This window comes from Citrobacter sp. LJND-P06, from assembly GCF_058188415.1.
On record NZ_CP187317.1, the window covers coordinates 66,350 to 90,310 of the forward strand.

The 23,961-nt window shown below is 47.2% G+C and carries 26 protein-coding genes; 17 read left to right on the plus strand and 9 right to left on the minus strand.

Annotated elements, in window-relative coordinates:
- The first annotated feature begins 73 nt into the window (after window positions 1-73).
- Together rph and pyrE are read left to right on the plus strand one after the other, a co-directional pair.
- Window positions 74-790, plus strand: coding sequence for a ribonuclease PH (rph, locus tag ACO7SM_RS00305; RefSeq protein WP_192614088.1), 717 nt, complete (start codon window positions 74-76; stop codon window positions 788-790).
- 65 nt (window positions 791-855) lie between these two features.
- Window positions 856-1,497 carry an orotate phosphoribosyltransferase gene (pyrE, locus tag ACO7SM_RS00310; RefSeq protein ID WP_490469255.1) on the plus strand — a complete coding sequence of 214 codons (642 nt, stop codon included), beginning with the start codon at window positions 856-858 and terminating at the stop codon, window positions 1,495-1,497.
- Between the two features lie 88 nt (window positions 1,498-1,585).
- Here pyrE and slmA read toward each other — a convergent pair whose 3' ends face one another.
- From slmA to coaBC, 3 genes are all read right to left on the minus strand, one after another.
- Window positions 1,586-2,182 carry a nucleoid occlusion factor SlmA gene (gene slmA, locus ACO7SM_RS00315; RefSeq protein ID WP_490469256.1) on the minus strand — a complete coding sequence of 199 codons (597 nt, stop codon included), beginning with the start codon at window positions 2,180-2,182 and terminating at the stop codon, window positions 1,586-1,588.
- A 115-nt stretch (window positions 2,183-2,297) separates the two neighbouring features.
- Window positions 2,298-2,756 (minus strand): dUTP diphosphatase, encoded by a 459-nt coding sequence (gene dut, locus ACO7SM_RS00320; RefSeq protein ID WP_490469257.1) that lies wholly within the window; start codon window positions 2,754-2,756, stop codon window positions 2,298-2,300.
- Window positions 2,734-3,954, minus strand: a complete 1,221-nt coding sequence (coaBC, locus tag ACO7SM_RS00325; protein ID WP_490471003.1) for a bifunctional phosphopantothenoylcysteine decarboxylase/phosphopantothenate--cysteine ligase CoaBC — start codon at window positions 3,952-3,954, stop codon at window positions 2,734-2,736. The genes dut and coaBC overlap by 23 nt, the downstream gene beginning before the upstream one ends.
- Window positions 3,955-4,134: 180 nt before the next feature.
- Here coaBC and radC point away from each other — a divergent pair, with 180 nt between their 5' ends.
- The 4 genes from radC (at window position 4,135) to mutM (ending at window position 6,349) form a co-directional block, all read left to right on the plus strand.
- Window positions 4,135-4,800 (plus strand): RadC family protein, encoded by a 666-nt coding sequence (radC, locus tag ACO7SM_RS00330; protein ID WP_490469258.1) that lies wholly within the window; start codon window positions 4,135-4,137, stop codon window positions 4,798-4,800.
- A 216-nt stretch (window positions 4,801-5,016) separates the two neighbouring features.
- On the plus strand, window positions 5,017-5,253 hold the full coding sequence (gene rpmB / locus ACO7SM_RS00335) for a 50S ribosomal protein L28 (RefSeq protein WP_003024071.1): 237 nt from the start codon (window positions 5,017-5,019) through the stop codon (window positions 5,251-5,253).
- A gap of 20 nt (window positions 5,254-5,273) precedes the next feature.
- On the plus strand, window positions 5,274-5,441 hold the full coding sequence (gene rpmG / locus ACO7SM_RS00340; protein WP_003024094.1) for a 50S ribosomal protein L33: 168 nt from the start codon (window positions 5,274-5,276) through the stop codon (window positions 5,439-5,441).
- Between the two features lie 98 nt (window positions 5,442-5,539).
- Window positions 5,540-6,349, plus strand: coding sequence for a bifunctional DNA-formamidopyrimidine glycosylase/DNA-(apurinic or apyrimidinic site) lyase (gene mutM / locus ACO7SM_RS00345; RefSeq protein WP_490469259.1), 810 nt, complete (start codon window positions 5,540-5,542; stop codon window positions 6,347-6,349).
- A 56-nt stretch (window positions 6,350-6,405) separates the two neighbouring features.
- Here mutM and coaD read toward each other — a convergent pair whose 3' ends face one another.
- Entirely contained in the window at window positions 6,406-6,885 is a 480-nt protein-coding gene (gene coaD / locus ACO7SM_RS00350; RefSeq protein ID WP_490469260.1) for a pantetheine-phosphate adenylyltransferase, read from the minus strand.
- An 8-nt stretch (window positions 6,886-6,893) separates the two neighbouring features.
- The gene (gene waaA, locus ACO7SM_RS00355) at window positions 6,894-8,171 is read right to left on the minus strand and encodes a lipid IV(A) 3-deoxy-D-manno-octulosonic acid transferase (protein WP_490469261.1); all 1,278 of its coding nucleotides are present in this window, start codon (window positions 8,169-8,171) and stop codon (window positions 6,894-6,896) included.
- A gap of 403 nt (window positions 8,172-8,574) precedes the next feature.
- Here waaA and rfaQ point away from each other — a divergent pair, with 403 nt between their 5' ends.
- From rfaQ to ACO7SM_RS00400, 9 genes are read left to right on the plus strand one after another with little or no spacing between them, the layout of a single operon-like run.
- Complete coding sequence (rfaQ, locus tag ACO7SM_RS00360; protein ID WP_490469262.1) at window positions 8,575-9,645, plus strand: lipopolysaccharide core heptosyltransferase RfaQ; 1,071 nt, start codon at window positions 8,575-8,577, stop codon at window positions 9,643-9,645.
- Window positions 9,642-10,766 (plus strand): glycosyltransferase family 4 protein, encoded by a 1,125-nt coding sequence (locus ACO7SM_RS00365; protein ID WP_490469263.1) that lies wholly within the window; start codon window positions 9,642-9,644, stop codon window positions 10,764-10,766. The genes rfaQ and ACO7SM_RS00365 overlap by 4 nt, the downstream gene beginning before the upstream one ends.
- Entirely contained in the window at window positions 10,759-11,556 is a 798-nt protein-coding gene (gene rfaP, locus ACO7SM_RS00370; RefSeq protein WP_490469264.1) for a lipopolysaccharide core heptose(I) kinase RfaP, read from the plus strand. The genes ACO7SM_RS00365 and rfaP overlap by 8 nt, the downstream gene beginning before the upstream one ends.
- Before the next feature lie 16 nt (window positions 11,557-11,572).
- Window positions 11,573-12,589, plus strand: a complete 1,017-nt coding sequence (gene waaO / locus ACO7SM_RS00375) for a lipopolysaccharide 3-alpha-galactosyltransferase (protein WP_490469265.1) — start codon at window positions 11,573-11,575, stop codon at window positions 12,587-12,589.
- 19 nt (window positions 12,590-12,608) lie between these two features.
- Window positions 12,609-13,610, plus strand: coding sequence for a glycosyltransferase (locus ACO7SM_RS00380; protein WP_490469266.1), 1,002 nt, complete (start codon window positions 12,609-12,611; stop codon window positions 13,608-13,610).
- A gap of 4 nt (window positions 13,611-13,614) precedes the next feature.
- Window positions 13,615-14,307: a lipopolysaccharide core heptose(II) kinase RfaY gene (gene rfaY / locus ACO7SM_RS00385; protein ID WP_490469267.1), complete on the plus strand. Its 693-nt coding sequence runs from the start codon at window positions 13,615-13,617 to the stop codon at window positions 14,305-14,307.
- A gap of 27 nt (window positions 14,308-14,334) precedes the next feature.
- Window positions 14,335-15,363 carry a glycosyltransferase family 8 protein gene (locus ACO7SM_RS00390; protein ID WP_490469268.1) on the plus strand — a complete coding sequence of 343 codons (1,029 nt, stop codon included), beginning with the start codon at window positions 14,335-14,337 and terminating at the stop codon, window positions 15,361-15,363.
- A gap of 41 nt (window positions 15,364-15,404) precedes the next feature.
- The gene (locus ACO7SM_RS00395; RefSeq protein ID WP_490469269.1) at window positions 15,405-16,178 is read left to right on the plus strand and encodes a glycosyltransferase family 25 protein; all 774 of its coding nucleotides are present in this window, start codon (window positions 15,405-15,407) and stop codon (window positions 16,176-16,178) included.
- Between the two features lie 34 nt (window positions 16,179-16,212).
- Window positions 16,213-17,469, plus strand: coding sequence for an O-antigen ligase family protein (locus tag ACO7SM_RS00400; RefSeq protein ID WP_490469270.1), 1,257 nt, complete (start codon window positions 16,213-16,215; stop codon window positions 17,467-17,469).
- A 36-nt stretch (window positions 17,470-17,505) separates the two neighbouring features.
- Here the strand turns inward: ACO7SM_RS00400 and rfaC are convergent, their stop codons facing one another.
- Genes rfaC through rfaD form a run of 3 tightly spaced genes read right to left on the minus strand, consistent with a single transcriptional unit; the run spans window position 17,506 to window position 20,453 of the window.
- The gene (gene rfaC / locus ACO7SM_RS00405; RefSeq protein WP_490469271.1) at window positions 17,506-18,468 is read right to left on the minus strand and encodes a lipopolysaccharide heptosyltransferase RfaC; all 963 of its coding nucleotides are present in this window, start codon (window positions 18,466-18,468) and stop codon (window positions 17,506-17,508) included.
- Between the two features lie 3 nt (window positions 18,469-18,471).
- Window positions 18,472-19,518: an ADP-heptose--LPS heptosyltransferase RfaF gene (gene rfaF, locus ACO7SM_RS00410; RefSeq protein ID WP_490469272.1), complete on the minus strand. Its 1,047-nt coding sequence runs from the start codon at window positions 19,516-19,518 to the stop codon at window positions 18,472-18,474.
- Between the two features lie 2 nt (window positions 19,519-19,520).
- A complete protein-coding gene (rfaD, locus tag ACO7SM_RS00415; protein ID WP_192614104.1) occupies window positions 19,521-20,453 on the minus strand; it encodes an ADP-glyceromanno-heptose 6-epimerase in 933 nt (310 codons plus the stop codon).
- A 215-nt stretch (window positions 20,454-20,668) separates the two neighbouring features.
- Between rfaD and kbl the strand changes: the two genes are divergently transcribed.
- The gene (gene kbl / locus ACO7SM_RS00420) at window positions 20,669-21,865 is read left to right on the plus strand and encodes a glycine C-acetyltransferase (RefSeq protein ID WP_490469273.1); all 1,197 of its coding nucleotides are present in this window, start codon (window positions 20,669-20,671) and stop codon (window positions 21,863-21,865) included.
- 9 nt (window positions 21,866-21,874) lie between these two features.
- Window positions 21,875-22,900, plus strand: a complete 1,026-nt coding sequence (gene tdh, locus ACO7SM_RS00425) for an L-threonine 3-dehydrogenase (RefSeq protein ID WP_192614107.1) — start codon at window positions 21,875-21,877, stop codon at window positions 22,898-22,900.
- A gap of 97 nt (window positions 22,901-22,997) precedes the next feature.
- On the opposite strand, the gene ACO7SM_RS00430 is transcribed toward tdh, so the two are convergent.
- Window positions 22,998-23,948 (minus strand): divergent polysaccharide deacetylase family protein, encoded by a 951-nt coding sequence (locus ACO7SM_RS00430; RefSeq protein WP_490471004.1) that lies wholly within the window; start codon window positions 23,946-23,948, stop codon window positions 22,998-23,000.
- Window positions 23,949-23,961 lie beyond the last annotated feature (13 nt).

Genomic DNA, 23,961 nt, shown 5'->3' on the forward strand with positions numbered 1-23,961 from the left:
TGTCAGGATAGGAATAACCGACGGAAGTCCGTATAATGCGCAGCCACATTCGTTTCAAGCCGGAGATCTCAATATGCGTCCAGCAGGCCGTAGCGCTAATCAGGTGCGTCCCGTAACCCTGACCCGTAATTATACAAAACATGCTGAAGGCTCGGTGTTGGTCGAATTTGGAGATACCAAAGTGCTGTGTACTGCCTCTATTGAAGAAGGCGTACCGCGTTTTCTGAAAGGGCAAGGGCAGGGTTGGATTACTGCCGAATACGGTATGCTGCCACGCGCTACACATACGCGTAATGCGCGTGAAGCGGCGAAAGGCAAGCAGGGCGGCCGTACCATGGAAATTCAGCGTCTGATCGCGCGTGCATTGCGTGCTGCGGTTGATCTCAAGACGCTCGGTGAATTTACTATCACCCTGGACTGCGATGTTATTCAGGCTGACGGTGGTACTCGTACGGCTTCTATCACCGGTGCTTGTGTTGCTCTGGCCGATGCGCTGAAAAAGCTGGTCGAGAACGGTAAGTTGAAAACCAACCCGATGAAAGGAATGGTTGCCGCGGTATCCGTGGGTATCGTGAATGGCGAAGCGCTGTGTGATTTAGAGTATGTTGAAGACTCTGCTGCAGAAACCGATATGAATGTGGTGATGACTGAAGATGGCCGCATGATTGAAGTTCAGGGTACGGCAGAAGGCGAACCGTTCAGCCACGAAGAACTTCTTTCCTTGTTGGCGCTAGCCCGAGGGGGAATCGAATCTATTGTAGCGACGCAGAAGGCGGCGTTAGAAAATTGATTTTTAAGGCGACTGAGAAGTCGCCTTTTTTTTGTCTGAAATAAAGTGAGATGAGGAGCGAATCCATGAAACCGTATCAGCGCCAGTTTATTGAGTTTGCGCTTAACAAGCAGGTACTAAAGTTTGGCGAATTTACGCTGAAATCCGGGCGCAAGAGCCCCTATTTCTTCAATGCCGGACTGTTTAATACCGGGCGCGACCTGGCTCTGTTAGGTCGTTTCTATGCAGAAGCGCTGGTGGATTCCGGCATTGAGTTCGATTTATTGTTTGGCCCTGCATATAAAGGGATCCCGATTGCCACCACAACTGCGGTTGCGCTGGCGGAGCATCACGACAAAGACCTGCCGTACTGCTTTAACCGTAAAGAAGCCAAAGACCATGGCGAAGGCGGCAATCTGGTCGGCAGTGCGCTACAGGGACGTGTGATGCTGGTGGACGACGTGATTACTGCCGGTACTGCGATCCGCGAATCGATGGAGATTATTCAGGCGAATGGCGCAACGCTTGCGGGCGTGCTGATTTCATTGGATCGCCAGGAGCGTGGACGCGGAGAGATTTCAGCCATTCAGGAAGTGGAGCGTGACTATAGCTGCCAGGTTATCTCTATTATTACGCTGAAAGATTTGATTGAGTACCTGGGAGAGAAACCAGAAATGGCTGAGTATCTGGCGTCTGTTCGCGCGTATCGGGAAGAGTTTGGGGTGTAATTCGCGTTGATTTACCCGGTGGCGCTGCGCTTACCGGGCCTACACGTTAGTAAGCCGGATAAGGCATCGCTGTCATCCGGCTAAACCGTTACTGTAACTGTGTGGCAACCAGCGGCCAGCGGGCGTCGAAATCGTCCGTCGGTCGGTATTTGAATTCGCTGCGTACAAAACGCGACAGCATGCCTTCACAGAACGCCAGAATCTGGCTCGCCAGCAGCGTTTCTTCCGTGACGTAACCTTCACCTTCCCGCATTCTCTTTTCTCGCAGAACCTGACGCAACTGCGCTTCGATACGTTCGAAAAGCTGGTTGATTCGCCCTTGCAAGCGGTCTTGCTCAAACATTAACGCGTGTCCGGTGAGAATACGCGTCAGGCCGGGATTGCGTTCGCCAAATCCCAAAATGAGCAACACAATCAAACGTAAGCGTGTGCCGGTGTCTTTCTCATCTTTCAAAATTAAATTGATACGGGTAATCAGACTATCTTCGATAAACTCGATCAGGCTATCGAACATGCGCGTCTTGCTGGGAAAATGGCGATACAGCGCAGCTTCAGAAACGCCGACGGAAGCTGCCAGTTTTGCTGTCGTGATGCGCTGGCTTCCATCACTGGATTCGAGCATCAGAGCCAGAGACTGAAGTATTTCTTCGCGACGATTCCGTTTCGCAGTTTGTTTTTCTGCCATGTTACAAAATACCCCTGAAAATAAGCACTTGCCAGGCTGGCACCCACACTACGACCGCAAACTCAGGGTTTGCGGTAATGTTATGACGTTATTGCGTAGTGGGATACGTGATGTACTACTTACGTCCTGAATGGCCGAAGCCGCCTTCACCACGGTCGGTGGCATCAAAATCTTCCACCAGATTAAATTCGGCCTGCACAACAGGAACAAAAACCATCTGTGCGATACGTTCGCCAGGCTCAATGGTGAAGTTGTCCTGACCACGGTTCCAGACGGAAACCATCAACTGGCCCTGGTAATCTGAGTCGATCAAGCCGACCAGGTTGCCCAGCACGATACCATGTTTATGACCCAGGCCAGAGCGCGGCAGAATAATGGCTGCCAGAGAGGGATCGGCGATATGAATTGCCAATCCTGTCGGCAGCAACATCGTTGCGCCAGGCGCCAGCTCTACAGCGGCGTCGAGACAGGCTCGCAGGTCAAGTCCGGCGGAACCGGAGGTGGCATATGTCGGAAGCGGGAACTGCTGTCCAACTCGCGGGTCCAGAATCTTAACGTCGATTTTTTTCATCATAACGGGTCACGATCTCGTCGAGTAATAATTGGCCGAGGAGTTCTTTACGCTCAAGCGGTAAGACTTTATCTCCATCCTGCCAGAAAAGGTGCAAAGCGTTGCAGTCGCTGTTAAAGCCTTGAGTGGTAGTCGAAACATCATTCGCGCAGATCATATCAAGGTTTTTACGGATGCGTTTTTGCCGGGCATATTCTTCCACATTATTCGTTTCGGCGGCAAACCCAACGACAAAGGGGCGATTAGCATCAAGTGCGGCGACCCCGGCGATAATGTCAGGGTTTTTGACCATTTTTATTGTTAATTCATCACCCTGAGTGGCTTGCTTCTTGATTTTTTCATTCGCGACAGAGGCAGCCCGATAGTCAGCCACTGCGGCACAGCCGATAAAAATATGCTGCTGTTGCGCCGCCGCCTGAACTGCGGCTTCCATTTCCAGTGCCGTCATCACATCAACACGCTGAACAAAAGGCGGTGTCGGCAGTGAAACCGGCCCGGAAACCAGCGTCACGTTAGCCCCGCGCCGTGCGGCCGCGGCGGCAATCGCGAAACCCATCTTGCCGGAGCTATGGTTAGAGATATAACGCACCGGGTCGAGAGGTTCGCGCGTTGGGCCCGCTGTAATCATGATGTTGAGATGTTGCAGATCGTTGACAGGCGAAAAATGTGCTGCGGCCATATCCACAATCGTTAATGGGTCGAGCATGCGGCCTGGTCCCACGTCTCCACATGCCTGGCTTCCGCTGTCCGGGCCCCAAATCAGCAGGCCGCGGGAGGCAAGAACGCTCAAATTGTGCTGTGTTGCCGTGGCGCGGTACATTTGCTGGTTCATCGCCGGAAGCACGGCAACCGGTGACGGTGTGGCCAGACAGATTGTTGAGACCAGATCGTTCGCCATACCGGCAGCGACGCGGGCAATCAGGTCGGCCGTCGCTGGCGCGAGGATAACCAGATCGGCCCATTTCCCCAGCTCAATGTGACCCATGGCCGCTTCGGCTGCGGGATCCAGCAGGCTGTCGGAAACGGGGTAGCCCGAAACCGCCTGTAAACTCAGGGGGGTAATAAAGGCTTTTGCCGCTTCAGTCATTACCACGCGGACATCGGCGCCGCGTTCGCGCAACCGACGTACCAGTTCCGGGGTTTTATAGGCCGCAATGCCGCCGCTAACACCGAGAACGATTTTTTTACCGGCCAGGCTCATCATGATCTTTCCTGTTGGGTGTTGGGTTTCACCAGAAGGCGGATATTTTATCACAATCCACAGCGCGTCGTGTTTTTGCCCGCGATTCACTTTGCGAAGCGCTACGCAGGAGTGATAACAGGGCGTCGAATCCCCTGAGTGGCTGTGCCAACATGTGGCATGACTAAGGGGAGGGTGCGTATGGATACCGCAGAAAATTTGATGCCTCGGGAAAAAATGCTGCAGTCAGGAATTGGTTCACTCAGCGATGTGGAGGTTCTGGCCCTCTTTTTGCGTACGGGAACGCCGGGTAAAGATGTGATGACGCTGGCGGAAGAGATGCTCAGCCATTTCGGTTCGCTCTACGGCCTGCTGACGGCTGATTTTATACAGTTCCGTGCCATTTCAGGGGTGGGCATTGCGAAATATGCGCAGCTAAAAGGGATTGCCGAACTGGCCCGGCGTTACTACAACGTGCGGATGATGGAGGAAAATTCGCTGCTGAGTCCGGAAATGACGCGGGATTTTTTGCAAAGCCAGCTCATGGAAGAGGAACGGGAGATCTTTCTGGTGATCTTTCTTGATGCCCAGCATCGCGTCATTACTCACAGCCGTCTGTTTGCCGGAACGCTCAGCCATGTTGAGGTGCATCCGCGTGAAATCATCCGCGAGGCGATAAAATTAAATGCGTCGGCGGTGATCCTTGCACATAATCACCCTTCGGGGTGTGCAGAGCCGAGTAAAGCGGATAAACTCATCACCGAGCGTGTGGTAAAATGTTGCCAGTTCATGGATATCAGAGTGCTTGATCACCTCGTGATTGGGCGCGGAGAGTACGTTTCTTTTGCCGAACGTGGCTGGATTTAGACCACTTTGCGCGATCCAGTGGGATCTTTGTCTGTTCGGGACTTGAGCACACCGCTTACACAGCGTATACTACGCCACCTTTGAGAATCTCGGGTTTGGCATTTGGGCCTGGCAATCGAGAGTTCGCTTAGAACTGCGATAACCGGGCTGAGAAGCCTGACGAGGCGCCAATACCCCATACGAAGCTCGAGCTAATTTGATTTTTGGAGAATAGACATGTCCCGAGTCTGCCAAGTTACTGGCAAGCGTCCGGTGACCGGTAACAACCGTTCCCACGCACTGAACGCGACTAAACGCCGTTTCCTGCCTAACCTGCACTCTCACCGTTTCTGGGTTGAGAGCGAGAAGCGTTTTGTCACCCTGCGCGTATCTGCTAAAGGTATGCGTGTTATTGATAAGAAAGGCATCGAAACAGTTCTGTCTGAACTGCGTGCCCGTGGCGAAAAGTACTAAGTACTAAGAGGAAATAAATCATGGCTAAAGGTATTCGTGAGAAAATCAAGCTGGTTTCTTCTGCTGGTACTGGTCACTTCTATACCACCACGAAGAACAAACGTACTAAGCCGGAAAAACTGGAACTGAAAAAATTCGATCCAGTTGTTCGTCAGCACGTTTTATACAAAGAAGCGAAAATCAAATAATTTTCGTTTTGATGTAAAGAAAAACCCTGCCTCGGCGGGGTTTTTTGTTTTCTGGCTGTCCCCATAATAAAAACATATGAAACAGTGCCGGAGACGCTATGCCTGAGTTACCTGAAGTAGAAACCAGCCGCCGTGGGATCGAACCCCACCTGGTCGGGGCAACCATTTTGCACGCCAATGTGCGCAATGGGCGTTTACGATGGCCTGTATCAGAAGAAATCTACCGTCTGAGCGATAAGCCCGTACTGAGCGTGCAGCGCCGCGCCAAATACCTGCTGCTGGAGTTACCGGATGGCTGGATAATCATTCATCTGGGGATGTCAGGCAGCTTACGTATCCTCCCTGAAGAACTCCCCGCAGAAAAGCACGACCATGTTGATTTGGTGATGAGCAACGGGAAAATTCTCCGCTACACCGATCCGCGTCGCTTTGGCGCCTGGCTGTGGACGAAAGCGCTGGAAGGGCATAATGTCCTGGCGCATCTTGGCCCGGAGCCGTTGAGCGACGATTTCAACGGCGAGTATCTGCAACAGAAGTGCGCAAAGAAGAAAACCGCCATAAAGCCGTGGTTGATGGATAACACGTTAGTGGTGGGCGTTGGTAATATCTACGCCAGCGAGTCGCTGTTTGCGGCAGGCATCCATCCTGACCGTCAGGCATCGTCATTGTCACAGGATGAGTATGTGCGGCTCGCACGCGTGATTAAGGCTGTTTTACAGCGTTCTATCGAGCAGGGCGGAACGACGTTGAAGGATTTCCTGCAAAGTGATGGTAAGCCGGGATATTTTGCGCAGGAATTGCAGGTATACGGACGTAAAGGTGAACCTTGTCGGGTCTGTGGCACGCCGATTATCGCCACCAAACATGCTCAGCGCGCGACGTTTTATTGTCGTCAGTGTCAGAAGTGATTGAAGTGATGGGCGGTTGCATGCCGGACAAGCGCTAATACTATCCGGCATCGTCGTTACTTCAGCTTATCCATCAGCGCCTGATGGACGTTGGCTGGCAGGAAATGGGTAACATCGCCCTGATGACGCGCCACCTCTTTGACCAGCGAAGAAGAGATAAATGACCACTCTTTGGAGGGCATCAGGAAGACGCTTTCCAGTTCAGGCATCAGATGGCGATTCATGTGCGCCAACTGCATCTCATACTCAAAATCCGCGACCGCACGCAGACCTCGAATCAGAATGCTCGCCTGTTGTTCACGAGCGAAGTTCGCCATTAAGTCACTAAACCCCATCACGTCAACGTTACCGAGATGTGCCGTCGCCTGTTGCGCCAACGCCACGCGCTCTTCAAGCGTGAACATCGGTTTTTTACTGGGACTGGCAGCAATGGCCAAAATCACGCGATCAAACATCTGAGTCGCACGTGTCACGATATCGATATGACCGTTAGTAATCGGATCGAAGGTACCCGGATAAATTGCCCGTTTTTGCATGACAGCCCTCAATGCGTTTTAGGTGGCAGGTAGGGTTCCAGCAGTTGTAGCAGACGCTGAAGCGCGCCCTGGTTTTGATACAGCACTTCAACAGCATGGCGACCATAGAAATTACGGTAATCGGCATCGGTCAGCAAAGAAGAGACTTCTTTTGCCAGTGTTGTGTCATCAGTGACGGTGATAAGACCACTTGCCTGCTCCAGCCGGGCGCAAATATCTTTAAAATTAAAGGTATGCGGCCCCATTAATACCGGGATAGCGTGTGCAGCGGCTTCCAGTGGATTATGCCCGCCCCGATCAACCAGTGAACCGCCGACGAAGGCGAGATCCGCAATACCGTAGAGCAACATCAACTCGCCCATAGTGTCGCCAATGACCACCTGAGTACTGGCGGAGGGGACTTCTCCTGAGGAGCGTGTGGTAAAGCTTAGTCCAGCCTGACGTACGAGGTTAATCGCATCCGGAAAACGTTCAGGATGTCGGGGAACCAGAATCAGCAGCAGATTGGGAAACTGGTGTAGCAACGCCTGATGCGCGGCGATAATCACGCTTTCTTCGCCGTCATGGGTACTGGTGGCAATCCACACGGGACGATGCGGCGCCCACTGACGACGCAAGGTGACGGCTTTCGCCGCAAGCTGTGGGGTGACAGAAATATCGAACTTCAGGCTGCCGGTGACGGTAACTTGATTGCTTCTCGCCCCCAGCGTGACGAAACGCTCACCGTCTTCGCCATTTTGCGCCGCGATGAGCGTAATACGACGCAGCAACGTGCGGACAAATTTGCCCAGTTTTGCGTAACCCGCTGCTGACCGTGCAGAAAGGCGCGCATTGGCAATCACCAGCGGAATATGACGTTTGTGCAGTGCAGCTATCAGATTTGGCCACAGCTCAGTTTCCATGATCAACACCAGTTTGGGGTCGACTTTATTGAGGAAACGATTGAGTGCGTCTGGTAAATCATAAGGCAAATAGACATGCTGAACATCGCTACCAAAAGCGGACTGCACGCGCTCTGAACCCGTAGGCGTCATGGTTGTGACCGTGATCGGAAGATCCGGATAACGGTGACGCAGGGCGCGGACTAAAGGTATTGCGGCGAGTGTTTCACCCACGGAGACGGAATGCAGCATGATCCCACCGGGTTTCAATGGACGGCGGTAAAATCCGTAGCGTTCGCCCCAACGTTTTCGATAGGCTGGCGCCTTACGTCCGCGCAACCAAAGCCGTATCCAGATCAATGGCTGAATAAGGTAGAGAAGGGCGGTGTAAAGCAATTCGAGCATAATAAATAGCTGACATAGGAATGTGCTGGGGATTCTATGTATTTAGCTCAGGCTTTACCATTACTTTTCCTATTTTTGAATCAAATAGCCTGAAACGTGGATAAAGAATGCAGGAGGCCACAGTTTTTTTGTATTTTTATGCGATTCATTGATTTTCCCCTGTATCGCAATCTTAAATGGCCGTATTAGCTCGACGTGCTGTTTATTATTTCACTGATTATAAAAGAAAAAAAATGAGACGCGCTTAAAATTTATTCATATCGGATCGCGGCGAAAGAAGTGATACACTAACATGCACAAAGTGAGTGCGCGTATCAGTATTCAGGTAGCTGTTGAGCCTGGGGCGGTAGCGTGCTTTTTTTCTGCTTACCTTTACCGGAAAATCACAACAAAAGAGTCGCTTGTGGATAAGCCATTTAGAAAAATCCTGGTCGTAAAAATGCGTTTTCACGGAGATATGCTACTCACGACTCCCGTTATTAGTACGCTAAAGCAGAATTACCCTGATGCAAAAATCGATGTGCTGCTTTACCAGGACACAATGCCCATTTTGTCTGAAAATCCTGAGATTAATGCTCTTTACGGCATAAAAAATAAGAAAGCCGGCGCGATGGAGAAAGTTTCAAACTTCATCCAACTGGTCAAAACGTTACGGGCAAACCAATACGATCTGATTGTAAATTTGACCGACCAGTGGATCGTCGCCTTGCTGGTGCGAATGCTGAATGTTCCGGTCAGGATTTCACAGGATTATAGCCACCGTCAGTCCTCATTTTGGCGAAATAGCTTTACCGCTATGGCGCCACTGCAGGGGGCGAACGTGGTAGAGAGTAACTTATCCGTTCTGGCTCCATTAGGGGTCACCTCGAACGTGGCTCGCACGACCATGAGTTATAACCCTTCTTGCTGGGAGCGTGTGCGCCGCGAGTTAGATAAGGCGGGGGTCGGTGAGCGTTATGTGGTGATCCAACCCACCGCGCGGCAAATTTTTAAGTGCTGGAATAACGACAAGTTTTCACAGGTCGTTGATGCTTTGCACGATCGTGGTTACGAGGTTGTGCTGACTTCCGGGCCCGGGCAGGACGATTTGGCCTGTGTTGAGGCCATTGCTCAGGGCTGTAAAACACAACCTGTTACGGCGCTTGCCGGTAAAGTGACGTTTCCGGAACTGGGGGCGTTGATTGATCATGCCGATCTGTTTATTGGCGTAGATTCAGCGCCTGGACACATTGCTGCTGCCGTCGATACTCCACTGATTTGCCTGTTTGGGGCGACAGACCATAATTTCTGGCGGCCGTGGTCGAATAATATGATTCAATTTTGGGCGGGTGACTATCGCGCCATGCCTCCACGCGAGCAGCGCGATCGCAATGAAATGTACCTTTCCGTGATTCCGGCAAGTGACGTTATTGCGGCTGTTGATAAGCTGCTGCCATCGGGTTGCGTTTCTTCAGTGGCGGATACCCCATCATGATCGTCGCATTTTGCCTGTACAAATATTTTCCTTTCGGCGGTTTACAGCGTGATTTTATGCGTATTGCACAGACCGTTGCCTCGCGTGGTCATCATGTTCGGGTCTATACCCAGTCCTGGGAAGGCGAGTGCCCTGATGTTTTTGAACTGATCCGGGTTCCAGTGAAATCGCGCACGAATCATGGTCGTAACGCTGAGTATTATTCCTGGGTGCAGGCGCATATGCGTGAGCATCCGGTCGATCGGGTTGTCGGGTTTAATAAAATGCCAGGGCTGGATGTCTACTACGCAGCCGATGTGTGTTATGCCGAAAAAGTCGCACAGGAAAAAGGTTTTTTTTACCGACTAACGTCACGGTATCGCCATTATGCAGCCTTCGAACGTGCAACCTTTGAACAAGGTAAGCCGACGAAATTACTGATGTTAACGGATAAGCAGATAGCCGATTTTCAGAAGCATTATCAGACTGAAGCCGATCGCTTTCACATTCTCCCGCCGGGAATTTATCCGGACAGAAAATACAGTGAGCAAATTCCAGATAGCCGGGAAATTTACCGTCAGAAAAACGGTATCACAGAGCAACAGAATTTACTGTTACAGGTCGGTTCTGATTTCACGCGTAAAGGCGTCGATCGATCTCTCGAGGCGCTTGCATCATTACCCGAGGCTCTGCGGCATAATACGCTGCTGTTTATTGTGGGACAGGATAAGCCGAGAAAATTTGAATCTCTGGCGGAAAAGCTGGGCGTAAGAGCAAATGTCCATTTCTTTTCTGGCCGTAATGACGTGGCTGAGTTAATGGCCGCCGCCGACATATTATTACACCCTGCTTATCAGGAAGCCGCCGGTATTGTCCTACTGGAGGCGATCACCGCGGGATTACCGGTACTGACCACCTCCGTTTGTGGCTACGCACATTATATTGTGGATGCAAATTGCGGTGCAGTAATAGAAGAGCCTTATCGACAAGAAGGGTTAAATGAGATTCTACGCAAAGCGTTAACTCAACCTTCATTGCGTACAGCCTGGGCAGAAAACGCCAGGCATTATGCCGATACACAAGATTTGTACAGTCTGCCAGAAAAAGCGGCGGATATTATTACAGGTGATTTGGATGGTTGAGCTGAAAGAGCCGCTGACCACGCTATGGCGAGGTAAAGATGCGTTCGAGGAAGTTAAAACGTTGCAGGGTGAAGTCTTCAGAGAACTGGAGACTCGCAGAACACTGCGATTTGAACTGGCCGATAAAAGCTACTTCCTTAAATGGCATAAAGGCACGTCCCTAAAAGAGATTGTCAAAAATCTACTCTCACTGCGTATGCCGGTGTTAGGTGCCGACAGAGAGTGGAATGCGATTCATCGTCTCCGTGATTTAGGTGTAGATACGATGCACGGTGTGGGGTTTGGTGAAAAAGGGGTGAATCCTCTGACCAGAACCTCATTCATCATTACCGAAGATCTCACACCCACAATCAGTCTGGAAGAGTATTGCGCGGATTGGGCAACCAATCCTCCGGATGTAAAAGTGAAGCGGATGATCATCGAGCGTGTCGCTACGATGGTGCAAAAAATGCATGCAGGCGGGATCAATCATCGTGATTGCTATATCTGCCACTTCCTTTTGCATCTGCCTTTCTCTGGTGAGGAAAAAGATCTCAAGATTTCGGTTATTGACCTTCATCGGGCGCAGATTCGTCATAACGTTCCACGCCGCTGGCGCGATAAAGATTTGATCGGTCTCTATTTTTCCTCAATGAACATTGGCCTGACTCAGCGGGACGTTTTCCGCTTTATGAAGGTGTATTTTGACCAATCTCTCAGGGATATGATAACGAAAGAACAAGGACTGTTATCTATAGCGCAAAAGAAAGCCAATAAAATAAAGGAAAGAACGATTAGAAAATCGTTATAAATTCCGGGGAATAAATATGCACTATCAGTATCTGAATGATGCGGAAATAATCAAAAGCACGATCATTTTCGATGAGACTCCGGTATCGTTAGAGACATCGCCTTTTCACATAGCCTATGGGGTTGATAAGAATTTTCTCTTTGGCTGTGGTGTTTCAATAACTTCTGTTCTTATCAACAATAGTATGATGAATTTTGTTTTTCATATTTTTATTGATGAAATATCGGAAGTTGATAAGACTCGTTTTTTACAGTTAGCACAGTCCTTTAAAACCTGTATTCAAATTCATATTGTTAACTGCGATAGACTGAGGGTGTTCCCTACAACGAAAAACTGGTCTGTTGCCATGTATTTTCGATTTATCATTGGTGATTACTTTATTGGTAAGCAAGCATGTATCCTCTATCTTGATGCAGACATTGTATGTCAAGGAAAGATTAATAATTTAATGACGATTTCTCTGGATGAGAATGTTGCAGGTGTTGTCGTTGAAAGAGATGATAAATGGTGGGCTGTACGGGCAAAAAGTCTGGACTGTCCATCTTTGACAAAAGGTTATTTTAACTCTGGTGTTTTACTGCTAAATATTGCTGAATGGGAAAAATATCATGTTTCGGGTAAGGCGATGTTGATGCTGTCCGACAAAAACGTGACACAAAGATTAACGTACATGGATCAGGATATTCTGAATATCATATTGATTGGGAAAGTGAAGTTTATTGATTCTGCATACAATACTCAGTTTAGTATTAACTATGAATTGAAAGAGTCATTCGTAAATCCGATCAATGAAACCACAGCTCTGATCCACTATGTTGGGCCTACCAAACCTTGGCATGACTGGTCATGTTATCCAAGTTGTGAACCGTTCAGAAGCGCAAAATCGCAATCCCCGTGGGAAAATGAACCATTAATGAAGCCAACGAATTCTAATTATGCTCGCTACTGTGCAAAGCATAACTTTAAACAAGGAAGACCTTTGGCTGGAATAAAAAATTATCTCTATTATTTTTATTTGAAAATAGTGAAATAATATTCGAGAATCTCATTATATGAACGAATTTATCAAAGAAAAACATGTTTTTCAGGCTAGCCTTAAAATTCAGAATGCTCCTGAACTAAACATATCTTATGGAATTGATAAGAATTTTTTGTTTGGGGCTGGAGTCTCAATTTCTTCAGTTTTGATAAATAATACTGATATTAATTTTGTATTTCATGTTTTCACTGATTATACTGACGAAACATATTTAAAAACGTTTGAGCAAACAGCACAAAATTTTAACACAACAATTATTGTGTACCTCATTGACCCAGCTTACTTTCTTGATCTTCCAACCTCACAGTTTTGGTCATACGCTACATACTTTCGAGTTTTATCATTTGAATACTTAAGTGAGAATTTATCAACTCTGCTCTATCTTGATGCTGATGTTGTATGCAAAGGAAGTCTGAAGCTAATCACTGAGATTGAATTTCAGGATGAGTTTGCTGCAGTTATTACAGATAATGATAATACTCAGGCCATGAGTGCAGAGCGACTCAAGACTCCAGAGATGAATGGACGCTATTTTAATGCGGGAGTACTCTATGTTAACCTTAATAAATGGCATGAATCCAATCTAACTCCATATATTTTAACGTTATTAAGAGGTGGGACAGAATACGGTTTATTAAAGTATTTAGATCAGGATGCACTCAATATTGCATTCAAAATGAACAACATATATATATCAAAAAACTATGATGAAATATATACATTAAAAAATGAGTTAAGCGACCGTAGTCATCAGAAGTATAAAGATGTAATTACCCAAGACACTGTTTTAATTCACTATACTGGTATAACAAAACCTTGGCATAGTTGGGCTAATTATCCAGCTGCTCAATTTTTTAATGTTGCGCGTGAAAACTCACCATGGAAAAACTATCCTTTAAAGGAGGCCAGAACGGTGGCCGAGATGCAAAAAAAATATAAACATTGTTTTGCACATGGCGAGTACCTAAACGGTATTGTATCATTGTTTAAATATAAACTTAAAAAAACACATTAATATTATGATTAAAAGTACGAATTATCGAGGTTTCTCATTTTATTTTAAAGATAACGATAATAAATATAAGAAAATATTTGATGAAATACTTGCCTACAAATTTAAAACGGTAAAGGTATTACGAAACATAGACGACACTAAAGTGTCTTTGATTGATACTCAATATGGTCGCTATGTTTTTAAAGTATTTGCGCCTAAAACTAAAAAAACTGAACGATTTTTGAAGTCTTTCGTAAAGGGAGACTATTATAAAAATTTAATTGTAGAAACAGATCGTGTCAGAAATGCAGGGCTTCTCTTCCCTAATGATTTTTATTTTTTAGCTGAGCGTAAAATATTTAATTACGCTAGTGTGTTTGTCATGCTGATTGAATATGTTGAGGGCATTGAGCTCAATGATATGTCCGTAATACCAGATAGTGTAAAGTTAGAGATTAAAACTGAAATGCAAAAATTGCATGCGCTGGATATGCTATCTGGTGATCCACATCGTGGTAATTTTATTGTCAGTAAGGATGGTGTCAGAATAATAGATCTTTCTGGCAAAAGTAGTACATCCGAGAGGAAGGCGAGGGATCGCATGGCAATGGAAAGACATCTTGATATTGAAAATGAAATTAAAGACTTTGGTTATTATTATGTAATTTTCAAAGCAAAATTACGTAGAGTAATTAAAAAATTGAAAGGTAAAGCGTAAGCGATAAACTGACTCTGGGAATAAGTTATGGATTTGTTAGGCGAAAGTATTAGTAAAGTATTTACTTCCGGGGAAGTTATCGACAGTGGGCGTGAGTTAAATATAGCATACGGTATAGACCGCAATTTTTTATTTGGTGCTGCAGTATCTATGCAATCTGTTGCGATGCACAACACTGATCTTTCTCTTCGGTTTCATATCTTTACGGATTATATTGATGATGACTATCTAAAGAGAGTTGATTTCTTCACAGGGAAAAACAAGAATATTCAGGTATGTATTTATAAAGTTTCCAGTGTATTTATTGGTATATTCCCGAGTTTAAAGCAGTGGTCATATGCTACTTTTTTTAGGTTAGTCGCTTTTCAATATCTCAGTGATAGCATTGAGAATTTATTATATATTGATGCTGATGTTATATGTAAGGGACCGTTGTCAGGTCTGTTGGATGTTCATTTTCATAGTGATAAATTTGCTGCTGTGATAAGAGATGTTCCGTTTATGCAGGAAAAACCCGCTAAACGTTTGAACATAGAAGGGTTGCCTGGGAATTATTTTAATGCGGGTGTTGTTTATCTTCAGTTGAAGGCCTGGAAACAAAATGACTTCATGAATAAAGCGATAGCGATGTTAGCCAGTGACCCAGAGCATAAAAAATATAAGTGCCTTGATCAGGATATATTAAATATATTATTTTATGGTCATTGTATATTTATCAGCGGTGATTATGATTGTTTTTATGGTGTCGATTACGAGCTTAAAAATAAAACAAATGACGATTATAAAAAAATCATCACCGATGAGACGAAGCTCATTCACTACGTTGGTGTCACGAAACCATGGCATGATTGGACAAACTATCCATGTCAAAAATATTTTAATGATGCCTACTCTGCTTCATTCTGGCACGATATTCCTTTGATCTCAGCATTTGGGGAAAAACAGTATTACGTAAAATATAAACATAAAAATAAAAATAGGATATATCTATCAGCTTATATTAGCTTATTTCAATTTTATTGTAGAAAGATTAGTCGTAAATTATTTTCAAAGTAAAACACCGTTTGTTATTAACGTAATTACCTTAAGGTTCATTGATGAAAGTTCCCGTCTATGTTGTCTCTCTGAAAAGAGATAGCGAAAGAAGAAATAAAATTCTAAAAGATTTTTCTGAACTAGATATTGAATTTAGATTTTTTGATGCTATAGATGCAAAGGATTCTCGTAATGCTGACCTGATTGGAAGTATGAGAGAAAAAGGAGTTGGCCACGAAATGACTGATGGTGAAATAGCATGTACGTTGAGCCATCAGTTTGTTTATCAGGACATGCTTTCAAACAACATTGACTGGGCTATAATTTTAGAAGATGATGTTATAGTCGATCATCGGTTCAAAACTTTTTTAACATTATTTAATGAACAAGAAAACAAAAAATTAAGTAAAGAAAATCTTTATTTACTTGGTGGTCAGAAAGGTCTACATGATTATCCTGTATTAGGCGTTAGCCTTTTTAGTACCCAAAAAGTGGCTGGCTGTAATTTCCATCGTGTAAATTTTAATCAAAAAAAAATTCGCAGAACTTGTTGCTATCTGATGAATAATATTATGGCTCGTCAGTTAATTGACTTAACCAATGTATACGGTACGTATCGAGCAGATAGCTGGAAACTCATGCATCAGAAAAATATCATTAAAGATTTTTATCTTGATGAAATTATATTGCATCCTGTTTTGAATGAATTTAATAGCCATCTCGAAAATGAGAGAATGTTAAGGTCAGAACAAAAACAGCCACGTAGTAATTTACAGAAAAGAATGAAATTTCTTCGTTCTTGGGCAAAGGTTACATTTTTCTCTTTTTTCAAGTAACCTTTTTTATATTATTAGATACGAGCGATTTATCGTGAAGCTATCCTTTAAAAAAAACCAATATATTATTTGTGATTTTATTTTTTTGTTGTATTTGGTCGGGGTCGTATTTATCCCTATTAATCTTCATATCACAAATAAAATCATAGTATTGACAGGTATAGTATCTTTTGTCTGTTTGCTTTTACAAAAAAAGAACCAATATGATAGAGGTGTAATTTATTTTGCTGCAGGCTTATTTTTGTTGGGTGCAATCGATTTAATTTGGTATGAGTTATATAAAACGAGTGAAGTGATTTATAAAAACGGCTACAGGGGATACCTGGAAGCTGGGAAAATGTTTTTATTGAGTTCCTTTACTTTTTTATTATCAAATAAAAGCAACCTTAGGTCTAATATTAAATTTCATATTGTTGCTGCTACATTAACACAATCGATAATTTTTTCGAGAGTTTATTATCAAGGGGTTATATTAAATGCCGATAGGATTCCTTTGTCGGCAATGAGTGGAAATATTGGTCAGATGGGGGCTGCCACAATTGCAGCTTATATTATTACGTTCAGCGCTTTGTACGCGTCAATTGTGTTTTTGAAGCTAAACTCAAAGTATAAATGGCTCCTCTTTTATGCCAACTTTGGGTTAAGTTTTGCTGCATTAGTGATGACCGGGACACGAGCTGCAATCATTACTTATCCATTTATAACCGTTTTGATGTTATTCATTCAACACCGGGAACAGAAAATTTTTCTGGCTAAGGGCATTAGTGGGATATTGGTATTATTACTCGGGTGTGGATTACTATTTAGTAAAGAAATCGAAAGACGCATTGACGAATTTAAGGGAGATATAATTTCATACACAACTAAAAACAATAGTGTATCATCAGTAGGTGCCCGTTTTTCTATGATTCAGGCAGGTATTAAAAGTGCACCTCCTGGACTTGAGTGGCAGTCACTTGAACAACGAGCAATTAATATTACAGCTCTAAGTAAGCAAGATAGCATCTATAAAGGCGCGACGGAATTTCTGGATGTTCACATGCACAATGAGGTTGTAGAAGCACTATCAACTAAAGGTGTGTTTGGTGTTATTTTTTTATTTTTTTTCTATTCAGTATTGATTTATTACTGTATCTTCGAAAAAAAATATTTGCTACTTATTTTCCCTGCGACAATTATTTTATTCGGTTTCAGCGACGTAGTAACGCATGCTAAACCTATACCTGCAGCATGGATTGTGTGCTTGTTTCTTTCGGTTTCATTACTGAGTAAGAAAGAAGAAATAAAATGAAAGAACGAGGGATGAGTGGGTTTAAACCCACTCATATTACTCAAAAATCTGTAAATTACCGAAAACGGTTTCTGGCTTTAGTAATTTTAAATTATTCCCTGGAGCACGGCATTCTACCTGGTTTCTTCCATAGCCACCAATCAACCCAGGGTCCGTTGGGCCGTATAGCGTTACATTCGGACGGTCTAGCGCGGCAGTCAGGTGACTCAGCCCTGTATCAACCGACACAACAAACGTTGCCCCTGCCAATACGCGCGCGACGTCTTCCAGACTCATACGTGGTAAAACATCTACGTAATCAAATCCTTCTGCCAGTCTCTTCGCCCGGGCCTCTTCATGAGCGGCTCCCCACGGCAATTTAATGCGTACCCCAGACTGGCTTAGTAGACCAATTAATTCCCGCCAGTTTGCCTCCGGCCAATGTTTATCATCTCTGGTGGTGGCATGTAAAAATACAGCATACTGGCCCGCATCGGTATTCATATTGATCAAAAAATGCTGCGCTATGGCGTAATCGCCCTGAGTCTGCGGTTTGTTGTAACCCAGACTTTTGGCGAACAGTTCGCGGGTGCGCTCTACCGCATGCTGCTGTTTAGCAATATGATGGCGACAGTTGTAAAACAGGCTGGCCAGCGGCTCGCGGGCTGTTTGCCAGTCCATGCCATGCTTGACGCCACGCGCCAGACGAGTGACCAATGCCGCGCTTTTCACCAGCCCCTGCGCATCAATAATGGCATCATAATGTTGTGCCTGTACTGCCGCCTGAAAGGTTTTGCGTTCAGCTTTAATGGCAGCAGAAAACCAGGCTTTTCGCCAGCGGCGAATCGCCACCGGGATCACCCGATCAACCGCAGCATGCCATGACGGAATTTGTGCAAACCCCTCTTCCACCACCCAGTCAAAGCGAATGCCCGGAATGGCCTGCTGTGCATCCGTGAGCGCAGGAAGCGTATGTAACACATCACCCATTGATGATGTTTTGACGATCAGAACCCGCATTCGTCAGGCTTCCTCTTGCAACAACAGACTGTTGAGTTCTTCCAGGACACGCTCTGGCGTAATGTCTATCAGGCTCTGGTGATACCCTTCTGCCGCATCTCCTTTTCGCACCCGGTGATAACCTGTAATCAGGCGGATCACGCGCGCTTTCTGCGACAGTGGCGGTGTGAAATCCGGGCTGCTTGGGCCATAAAGTGCGACCAGCGGACGGTTCAGCGCAGCTGCCACATGCATCAAGCCAGAATCGTTGGTAACGACGGCCTGACACGCTGCGAGGAGGATGACAGCCTGTTCTAGCTGTGTTTCGCCAGCCAGATTACGGCACCATGCCTGTTGTTCGGTGTTCAGCGCCGCCAAAATCTCGTTTCCGGACTCATGATCTTTCGCCGAGCCAAACAGGACAATTTGATAACCTTCATCAATGAGCTGTTTAGCCAGTTCCGCGTAGTGATAGTGCGGCCAGCGTTTTGCCGGACCAAATTCAGCGCCAGGGCAAAAGCCGATTATCGGACGTTCCGTTGAAAGTGCGAATTCGCTGCAGGTGAGTGATTTTTCACCTTCACTCACCTGCAATTGCGGCCAGAGTAAAGGTTGTGGCAAGTCTTTTGCCGTCTGCATCACGCCTTTGTCGTAGGCCAGCGCGACATAGCGCTCGACCATCAATGGCCAGGCTGCTTTGTCGAGCACGCGCGCATCGTTAAGCAGGCCATAGCGCATTTCGCCGCGCCAGCCCGTACGATGAGGAATGCCGGCAAAGAAGGGGACGAGCGCCGATTTAAACGAGTTTGGCAGCACGTAAGCCCGATCGTAACGTTTTTCACGCAAACCATGTCCAAGTTTGCGCCTCTCGCCCAGTTCCAGAGCGCCATGACCCAACGGCATCGGGATTGCTTCATTGACTTCTGGCATCCGCGATAACAACGGACGGCACCACGCAGGAGCCATCACGTCGATTATCGCCTGGGGATAGCGCGCCTTGAGCGTGCGATAGAGACTTTGCGACATCATCATGTCGCCCACCCATGACGGGCCTACCACCAAAATTTTCATACTTACGCGTCGCGGTTCAGCCAGGCCATATATTCCGTTACGCCTTCGGCAACGGTCTTGAACGGCTTGTCGTAGCCAGCTGCGCGCAGGTTGGTCAGATCAGCCTGTGTAAACGCCTGATAGCGGCCTTTCAGTTTTTCCGGGAACGGAATGTATTCGATGTCGCCTTTTTTATGGTAAGCGAGAGCGGCATCCGCTACGGCCTGGAAGGATTCCGCACGGCCTGTTCCCAGGTTAAAGATGCCGGAAACACCATTTTCGAGGAACCACAAATTCACGGCAGCCACATCGCCAACATAGACGAAATCACGCTTGAAGTTTTCGCTGCCTTCAAACAGTTTTGGTGTTTCACCGTTATTGAGCTGGGTATTCAGGTGGAATGCGACACTCGCCATGCTGCCTTTGTGGCCTTCACGCGGTCCGTAAACGTTAAAGTAGCGGAAGCCTACAATCTGTGAGTTGGCTTCTGGAAGGATCTGGCGCACGTATTCATCGAACAGGAATTTGGAATACCCATAAACATTTAGTGGTTTCTCGTATTCACGAGATTCAATAAAATCGGATGTGCGGCCGCCGTAGGTTGCTGCGGAAGAGGCGTACAGGAACGGAATTTCGCGCTCCAGGCAGTAATGCAGCAGCTCTTTGGAGTATTGATAGTTGTTGTCCATCATATACTTGCCATCCCACTCTGTCGTGGAGGAGCATGCGCCTTCATGGAAAATTGCTTCGATATCGCCGAGCTCTTCCCCTGCCATAATCTGGATCAGGAAATCTTCCTTATCCATGTAGTCAGCAATGTCCAGATCCACCAGGTTCACAAACTTGGTGCCGTCTTTCAGGTTGTCCACCACCAGGATATCGGTGATGCCTTTATCATTCAGGGATTTAACGATGTTGCTGCCGATAAAGCCCGCGCCGCCGGTAACGATGATCATAACTGTAACCTTCGAATTATGGAGTCAGAGACAATCTCAGACACGAATATCTGTAATCATACCATCACAAGCCCTTGGCTTCAGCCATTCACCGATAAGCCATGTGGATACGCGTGATTTATGCTGCATTTTAAAGAAGTGATAACGCGTCATCTCGTATCAACGTATAGGTTTGGGTAATATGTGCTGAAATTTGCCCAGTCTGGAGAATCGCAATGCGTGGGGATTTTTATAAGCAGTTGAACAACGATCTGGAAACCGCTCGAGTGGAAGGATTGTTTAAAGAAGAGCGCATTATCACGTCTGCGCAGCAGGCGGACATCACCGTGGCAGATGGAAGCCACGTCATCAACTTTTGCGCCAACAACTATCTGGGGCTGGCGAATCATCCGGAATTGATTGCAGCGGCGAAAGCCGGCATGGATTCTCACGGCTTCGGCATGGCCTCGGTGCGCTTTATCTGCGGTACCCAGGACAGCCATAAACAGCTGGAGCAAAAACTGGCAGCGTTCCTGGGGATGGAAGATGCCATTCTGTATTCCTCTTGCTTTGATGCCAACGGCGGTCTGTTCGAAACGTTGTTGGGCGCAGAAGATGCGATTATTTCCGATGCGTTGAACCATGCCTCTATTATTGATGGTGTACGTCTGTGCAAAGCGAAGCGTTTTCGCTACGCCAACAATGATATGCAGGAGCTGGAAACACGTCTGAAAGAAGCGCGTGAAGCCGGTGCCCGCCATGTGTTGATCGCGACCGACGGTGTCTTCTCCATGGACGGCGTGATTGCCAACCTGAAAGGGGTATGCGACCTGGCGGATAAATACGATGCGCTGGTGATGGTCGATGACTCTCATGCTGTTGGTTTTGTGGGTGAAAACGGTCGTGGCTCTCATGAATACTGCGATGTGATGGGCCGTGTAGACATCATTACCGGTACGTTAGGTAAAGCTCTGGGTGGCGCATCCGGTGGTTATACGGCAGCGCGTAAAGAGGTGGTGGAGTGGTTGCGTCAGCGTTCTCGCCCGTACTTATTCTCCAACTCATTAGCTCCGGCGATTGTTGCCGCCTCCATTAAAGTGCTGGAGATGGTGGACGCGGGCAGCGAACTGCGTGGCCGTCTGTGGGCGAATGCCCGTCAGTTCCGTGAGCAGATGTCTGCTGCAGGCTTTACGCTTGCGGGCGCTGACCATGCCATTATCCCGGTCATGCTGGGAGATGCGGTGGTTGCACAAGAATTTGCTCGCGAACTGCAAAAAGAGGGTATCTATGTCACCGGGTTCTTCTATCCGGTGGTGCCAAAAGGTCAGGCGCGTATTCGTACCCAGATGTCTGCGGCGCATACGCCTGAGCAAATTACGCGTGCCGTTGCGGCGTTCACGCGTATTGGTAAACAACTGGGCGTAATCGCCTGAGGATGTGAGATGAAAGCGTTATCCAAACTGAAAGCGGAAGAGGGCATCTGGATGACCGACGTTCCTGAACCGGAACTCGGACATAACGATCTGCTAATTAAAATCCGTAAAACAGCCATCTGCGGGACCGACGTTCACATCTATAACTGGGACGAATGGTCGCAAAAAACGATCCCGGTACCTATGGTTGTTGGGCACGAATACGTTGGCGAAGTGGTCGGTATCGGCCAGGAAGTCAAAGGGTTTAAAGTGGGTGACCGCGTTTCCGGTGAAGGTCACATCACCTGTGGGCACTGTCGTAACTGTCGTGGCGGACGCACTCATCTGTGTCGTAATACGACCGGTGTGGGTGTTAACCGCCCTGGCTGTTTTGCTGAGTATCTGGTTATTCCTGCGTTTAACGCCTTTAAAATCCCGGACAACATCTCCGACGATTTAGCCTCTATCTTTGACCCGTTCGGCAATGCGGTACACACGGCGTTGTCGTTCGATCTGGTGGGCGAAGATGTGCTGGTATCAGGCGCGGGCCCGATCGGTATTATGGCGGCGGCAGTGGCAAAACATGTGGGTGCGCGCCACGTAGTCATCACTGACGTCAATGAATACCGTCTGGAACTGGCACGTAAGATGGGCATTACACATGCAGTAAACGTCTCGAAAGAGAACCTGCCTGATGTGATGGCCAGACTCGGAATGACCGAAGGGTTTGACGTGGGTCTGGAAATGTCCGGTGCACCGCCAGCGTTCCGTGCCATGCTGGATACCATGAACCACGGTGGTCGTATTGCCATGCTGGGGATACCACCTTCAGACATGTCGATCGACTGGACTAAGGTTATCTTTAAAGGCCTGTTTATCAAAGGCATTTATGGTCGTGAAATGTTTGAAACCTGGTACAAGATGGCCGCGCTGATCCAGTCTGGCCTGGATTTGACTCCGATCATCACCCATCACTTCTCAATTGATGAGTTCCAGAAAGGCTTCGATGCAATGCGCTCGGGCCAGTCAGGGAAAGTGATCCTGAGCTGGGATTAATAGTAAAAGGGCTGGTTATCCAGCCCTTTTTTCTGAAGAACATCTGAACGCTACGAAGGCGTTGTCCTAAAAATTTGTCGCTGCGCGCGTAAAGCGCTTAATTTGCGTTAGCGTTAATTCCGTTGGATGAGGATGTTTTCCCCCAACCTTGCCACTGATGCTGGAAGTAGGTGACAACGGTGCTCTGGCGAATACTTTCACTCAATACGTTAAAGAACTGGTCGGCATAGACCGGTGCTAACGGTTGCTTCGGTTTACACAGATTCACACCACGGAACGGGTTGCGCGGCGCGTTGGGTTCGCTGTTGCCCGGCGGCGTCAGGTTCGGTGTGGAAGTATCCACCTGAGGTTCGTTGAGCAAAGTACTTGGGCGCACCAGCGTGATGTCGGCCGGTAGGTTATAGACCATCTGTTGCAACACACGCACCGTTGATGGGTGAGGGTGCCCGATAGCAATGGCGGAACCATTACGGCGAGCTAACTCAATAGCCCGATTAAACTGATGGCGGATGTCCGCTTCGTTTTGCGAGTCATCAAGGAACACTTTACGTTTAATCACTTTCACGCCCGTTCCGGATGCGGCCCGCATTGCCTGGCTGTTGCCGATAGTCATGCTGTCGAGGAAGTAGAGATCGTAACGCTCCAGCGCCTGCATCACTTTTTGCATACCAAACAGACTGGAGGTCATCGCACTGCCCATATGGTTGTTAAGTCCGACGGCATACGGCACGCTGTTGACGGCGTCGCGAATAATCCGCTCAATGTCGGCGCTGCTCATCTCCGGGCGCAGGGTGTCTTTCTCCAGCGGCTGCTTGCTCAATGGCGCCATTGGCAGATGGATCAGAACTTCGTGGCCGCTATTGTGCGCTTTGGTTGCCATTTCACGCGCATGCGGCGCATTGGGCAGCACGGCGACAGAGATATTGGAAGGCATCGCCAGCACCTGATTTTCATTATGCGGGCGGTAGCCGAAATCATCGATGACGATGGCAAGTTTGCCAGCAAAAACAGGAGTTGCGAACGCCAGCAGGCTGACCAGTGAGAGCATGATACGGCGAAAC

What these genes read in the sequence shown, in the direction of transcription:
- kbl (WP_490469273.1), top strand. Translation starts at nt 20,669, where the DNA reads ATGCGTGGGGATTTTTATAAGCAGTTGAACAACGATCTGGAAACCGCT.
- coaBC (WP_490471003.1), bottom strand. Translation starts at nt 3,954, where the DNA reads ATGAGCCTGGCCGGTAAAAAAATCGTTCTCGGTGTTAGCGGCGGCATT.
- rfaF (WP_490469272.1), bottom strand. Translation starts at nt 19,518, where the DNA reads ATGAAAATTTTGGTGGTAGGCCCGTCATGGGTGGGCGACATGATGATG.
- rpmB (WP_003024071.1), top strand. Translation starts at nt 5,017, where the DNA reads ATGTCCCGAGTCTGCCAAGTTACTGGCAAGCGTCCGGTGACCGGTAAC.
- ACO7SM_RS00430 (WP_490471004.1), bottom strand. Translation starts at nt 23,948, where the DNA reads ATGCTCTCACTGGTCAGCCTGCTGGCGTTCGCAACTCCTGTTTTTGCT.
- rpmG (WP_003024094.1), top strand. Translation starts at nt 5,274, where the DNA reads ATGGCTAAAGGTATTCGTGAGAAAATCAAGCTGGTTTCTTCTGCTGGT.
- waaA (WP_490469261.1), bottom strand. Translation starts at nt 8,171, where the DNA reads ATGCTCGAATTGCTTTACACCGCCCTTCTCTACCTTATTCAGCCATTG.
- ACO7SM_RS00380 (WP_490469266.1), top strand. Translation starts at nt 12,609, where the DNA reads ATGAACGAATTTATCAAAGAAAAACATGTTTTTCAGGCTAGCCTTAAA.
- rfaY (WP_490469267.1), top strand. Translation starts at nt 13,615, where the DNA reads ATGATTAAAAGTACGAATTATCGAGGTTTCTCATTTTATTTTAAAGAT.
- ACO7SM_RS00390 (WP_490469268.1), top strand. Translation starts at nt 14,335, where the DNA reads ATGGATTTGTTAGGCGAAAGTATTAGTAAAGTATTTACTTCCGGGGAA.
- ACO7SM_RS00365 (WP_490469263.1), top strand. Translation starts at nt 9,642, where the DNA reads ATGATCGTCGCATTTTGCCTGTACAAATATTTTCCTTTCGGCGGTTTA.
- rfaD (WP_192614104.1), bottom strand. Translation starts at nt 20,453, where the DNA reads ATGATCATCGTTACCGGCGGCGCGGGCTTTATCGGCAGCAACATCGTT.
- dut (WP_490469257.1), bottom strand. Translation starts at nt 2,756, where the DNA reads ATGATGAAAAAAATCGACGTTAAGATTCTGGACCCGCGAGTTGGACAG.
- rfaP (WP_490469264.1), top strand. Translation starts at nt 10,759, where the DNA reads ATGGTTGAGCTGAAAGAGCCGCTGACCACGCTATGGCGAGGTAAAGAT.
- mutM (WP_490469259.1), top strand. Translation starts at nt 5,540, where the DNA reads ATGCCTGAGTTACCTGAAGTAGAAACCAGCCGCCGTGGGATCGAACCC.
- tdh (WP_192614107.1), top strand. Translation starts at nt 21,875, where the DNA reads ATGAAAGCGTTATCCAAACTGAAAGCGGAAGAGGGCATCTGGATGACC.
- coaD (WP_490469260.1), bottom strand. Translation starts at nt 6,885, where the DNA reads ATGCAAAAACGGGCAATTTATCCGGGTACCTTCGATCCGATTACTAAC.
- ACO7SM_RS00395 (WP_490469269.1), top strand. Translation starts at nt 15,405, where the DNA reads ATGAAAGTTCCCGTCTATGTTGTCTCTCTGAAAAGAGATAGCGAAAGA.
- radC (WP_490469258.1), top strand. Translation starts at nt 4,135, where the DNA reads ATGGATACCGCAGAAAATTTGATGCCTCGGGAAAAAATGCTGCAGTCA.
- waaO (WP_490469265.1), top strand. Translation starts at nt 11,573, where the DNA reads ATGCACTATCAGTATCTGAATGATGCGGAAATAATCAAAAGCACGATC.
- slmA (WP_490469256.1), bottom strand. Translation starts at nt 2,182, where the DNA reads ATGGCAGAAAAACAAACTGCGAAACGGAATCGTCGCGAAGAAATACTT.
- rfaC (WP_490469271.1), bottom strand. Translation starts at nt 18,468, where the DNA reads ATGCGGGTTCTGATCGTCAAAACATCATCAATGGGTGATGTGTTACAT.
- pyrE (WP_490469255.1), top strand. Translation starts at nt 856, where the DNA reads ATGAAACCGTATCAGCGCCAGTTTATTGAGTTTGCGCTTAACAAGCAG.
- rph (WP_192614088.1), top strand. Translation starts at nt 74, where the DNA reads ATGCGTCCAGCAGGCCGTAGCGCTAATCAGGTGCGTCCCGTAACCCTG.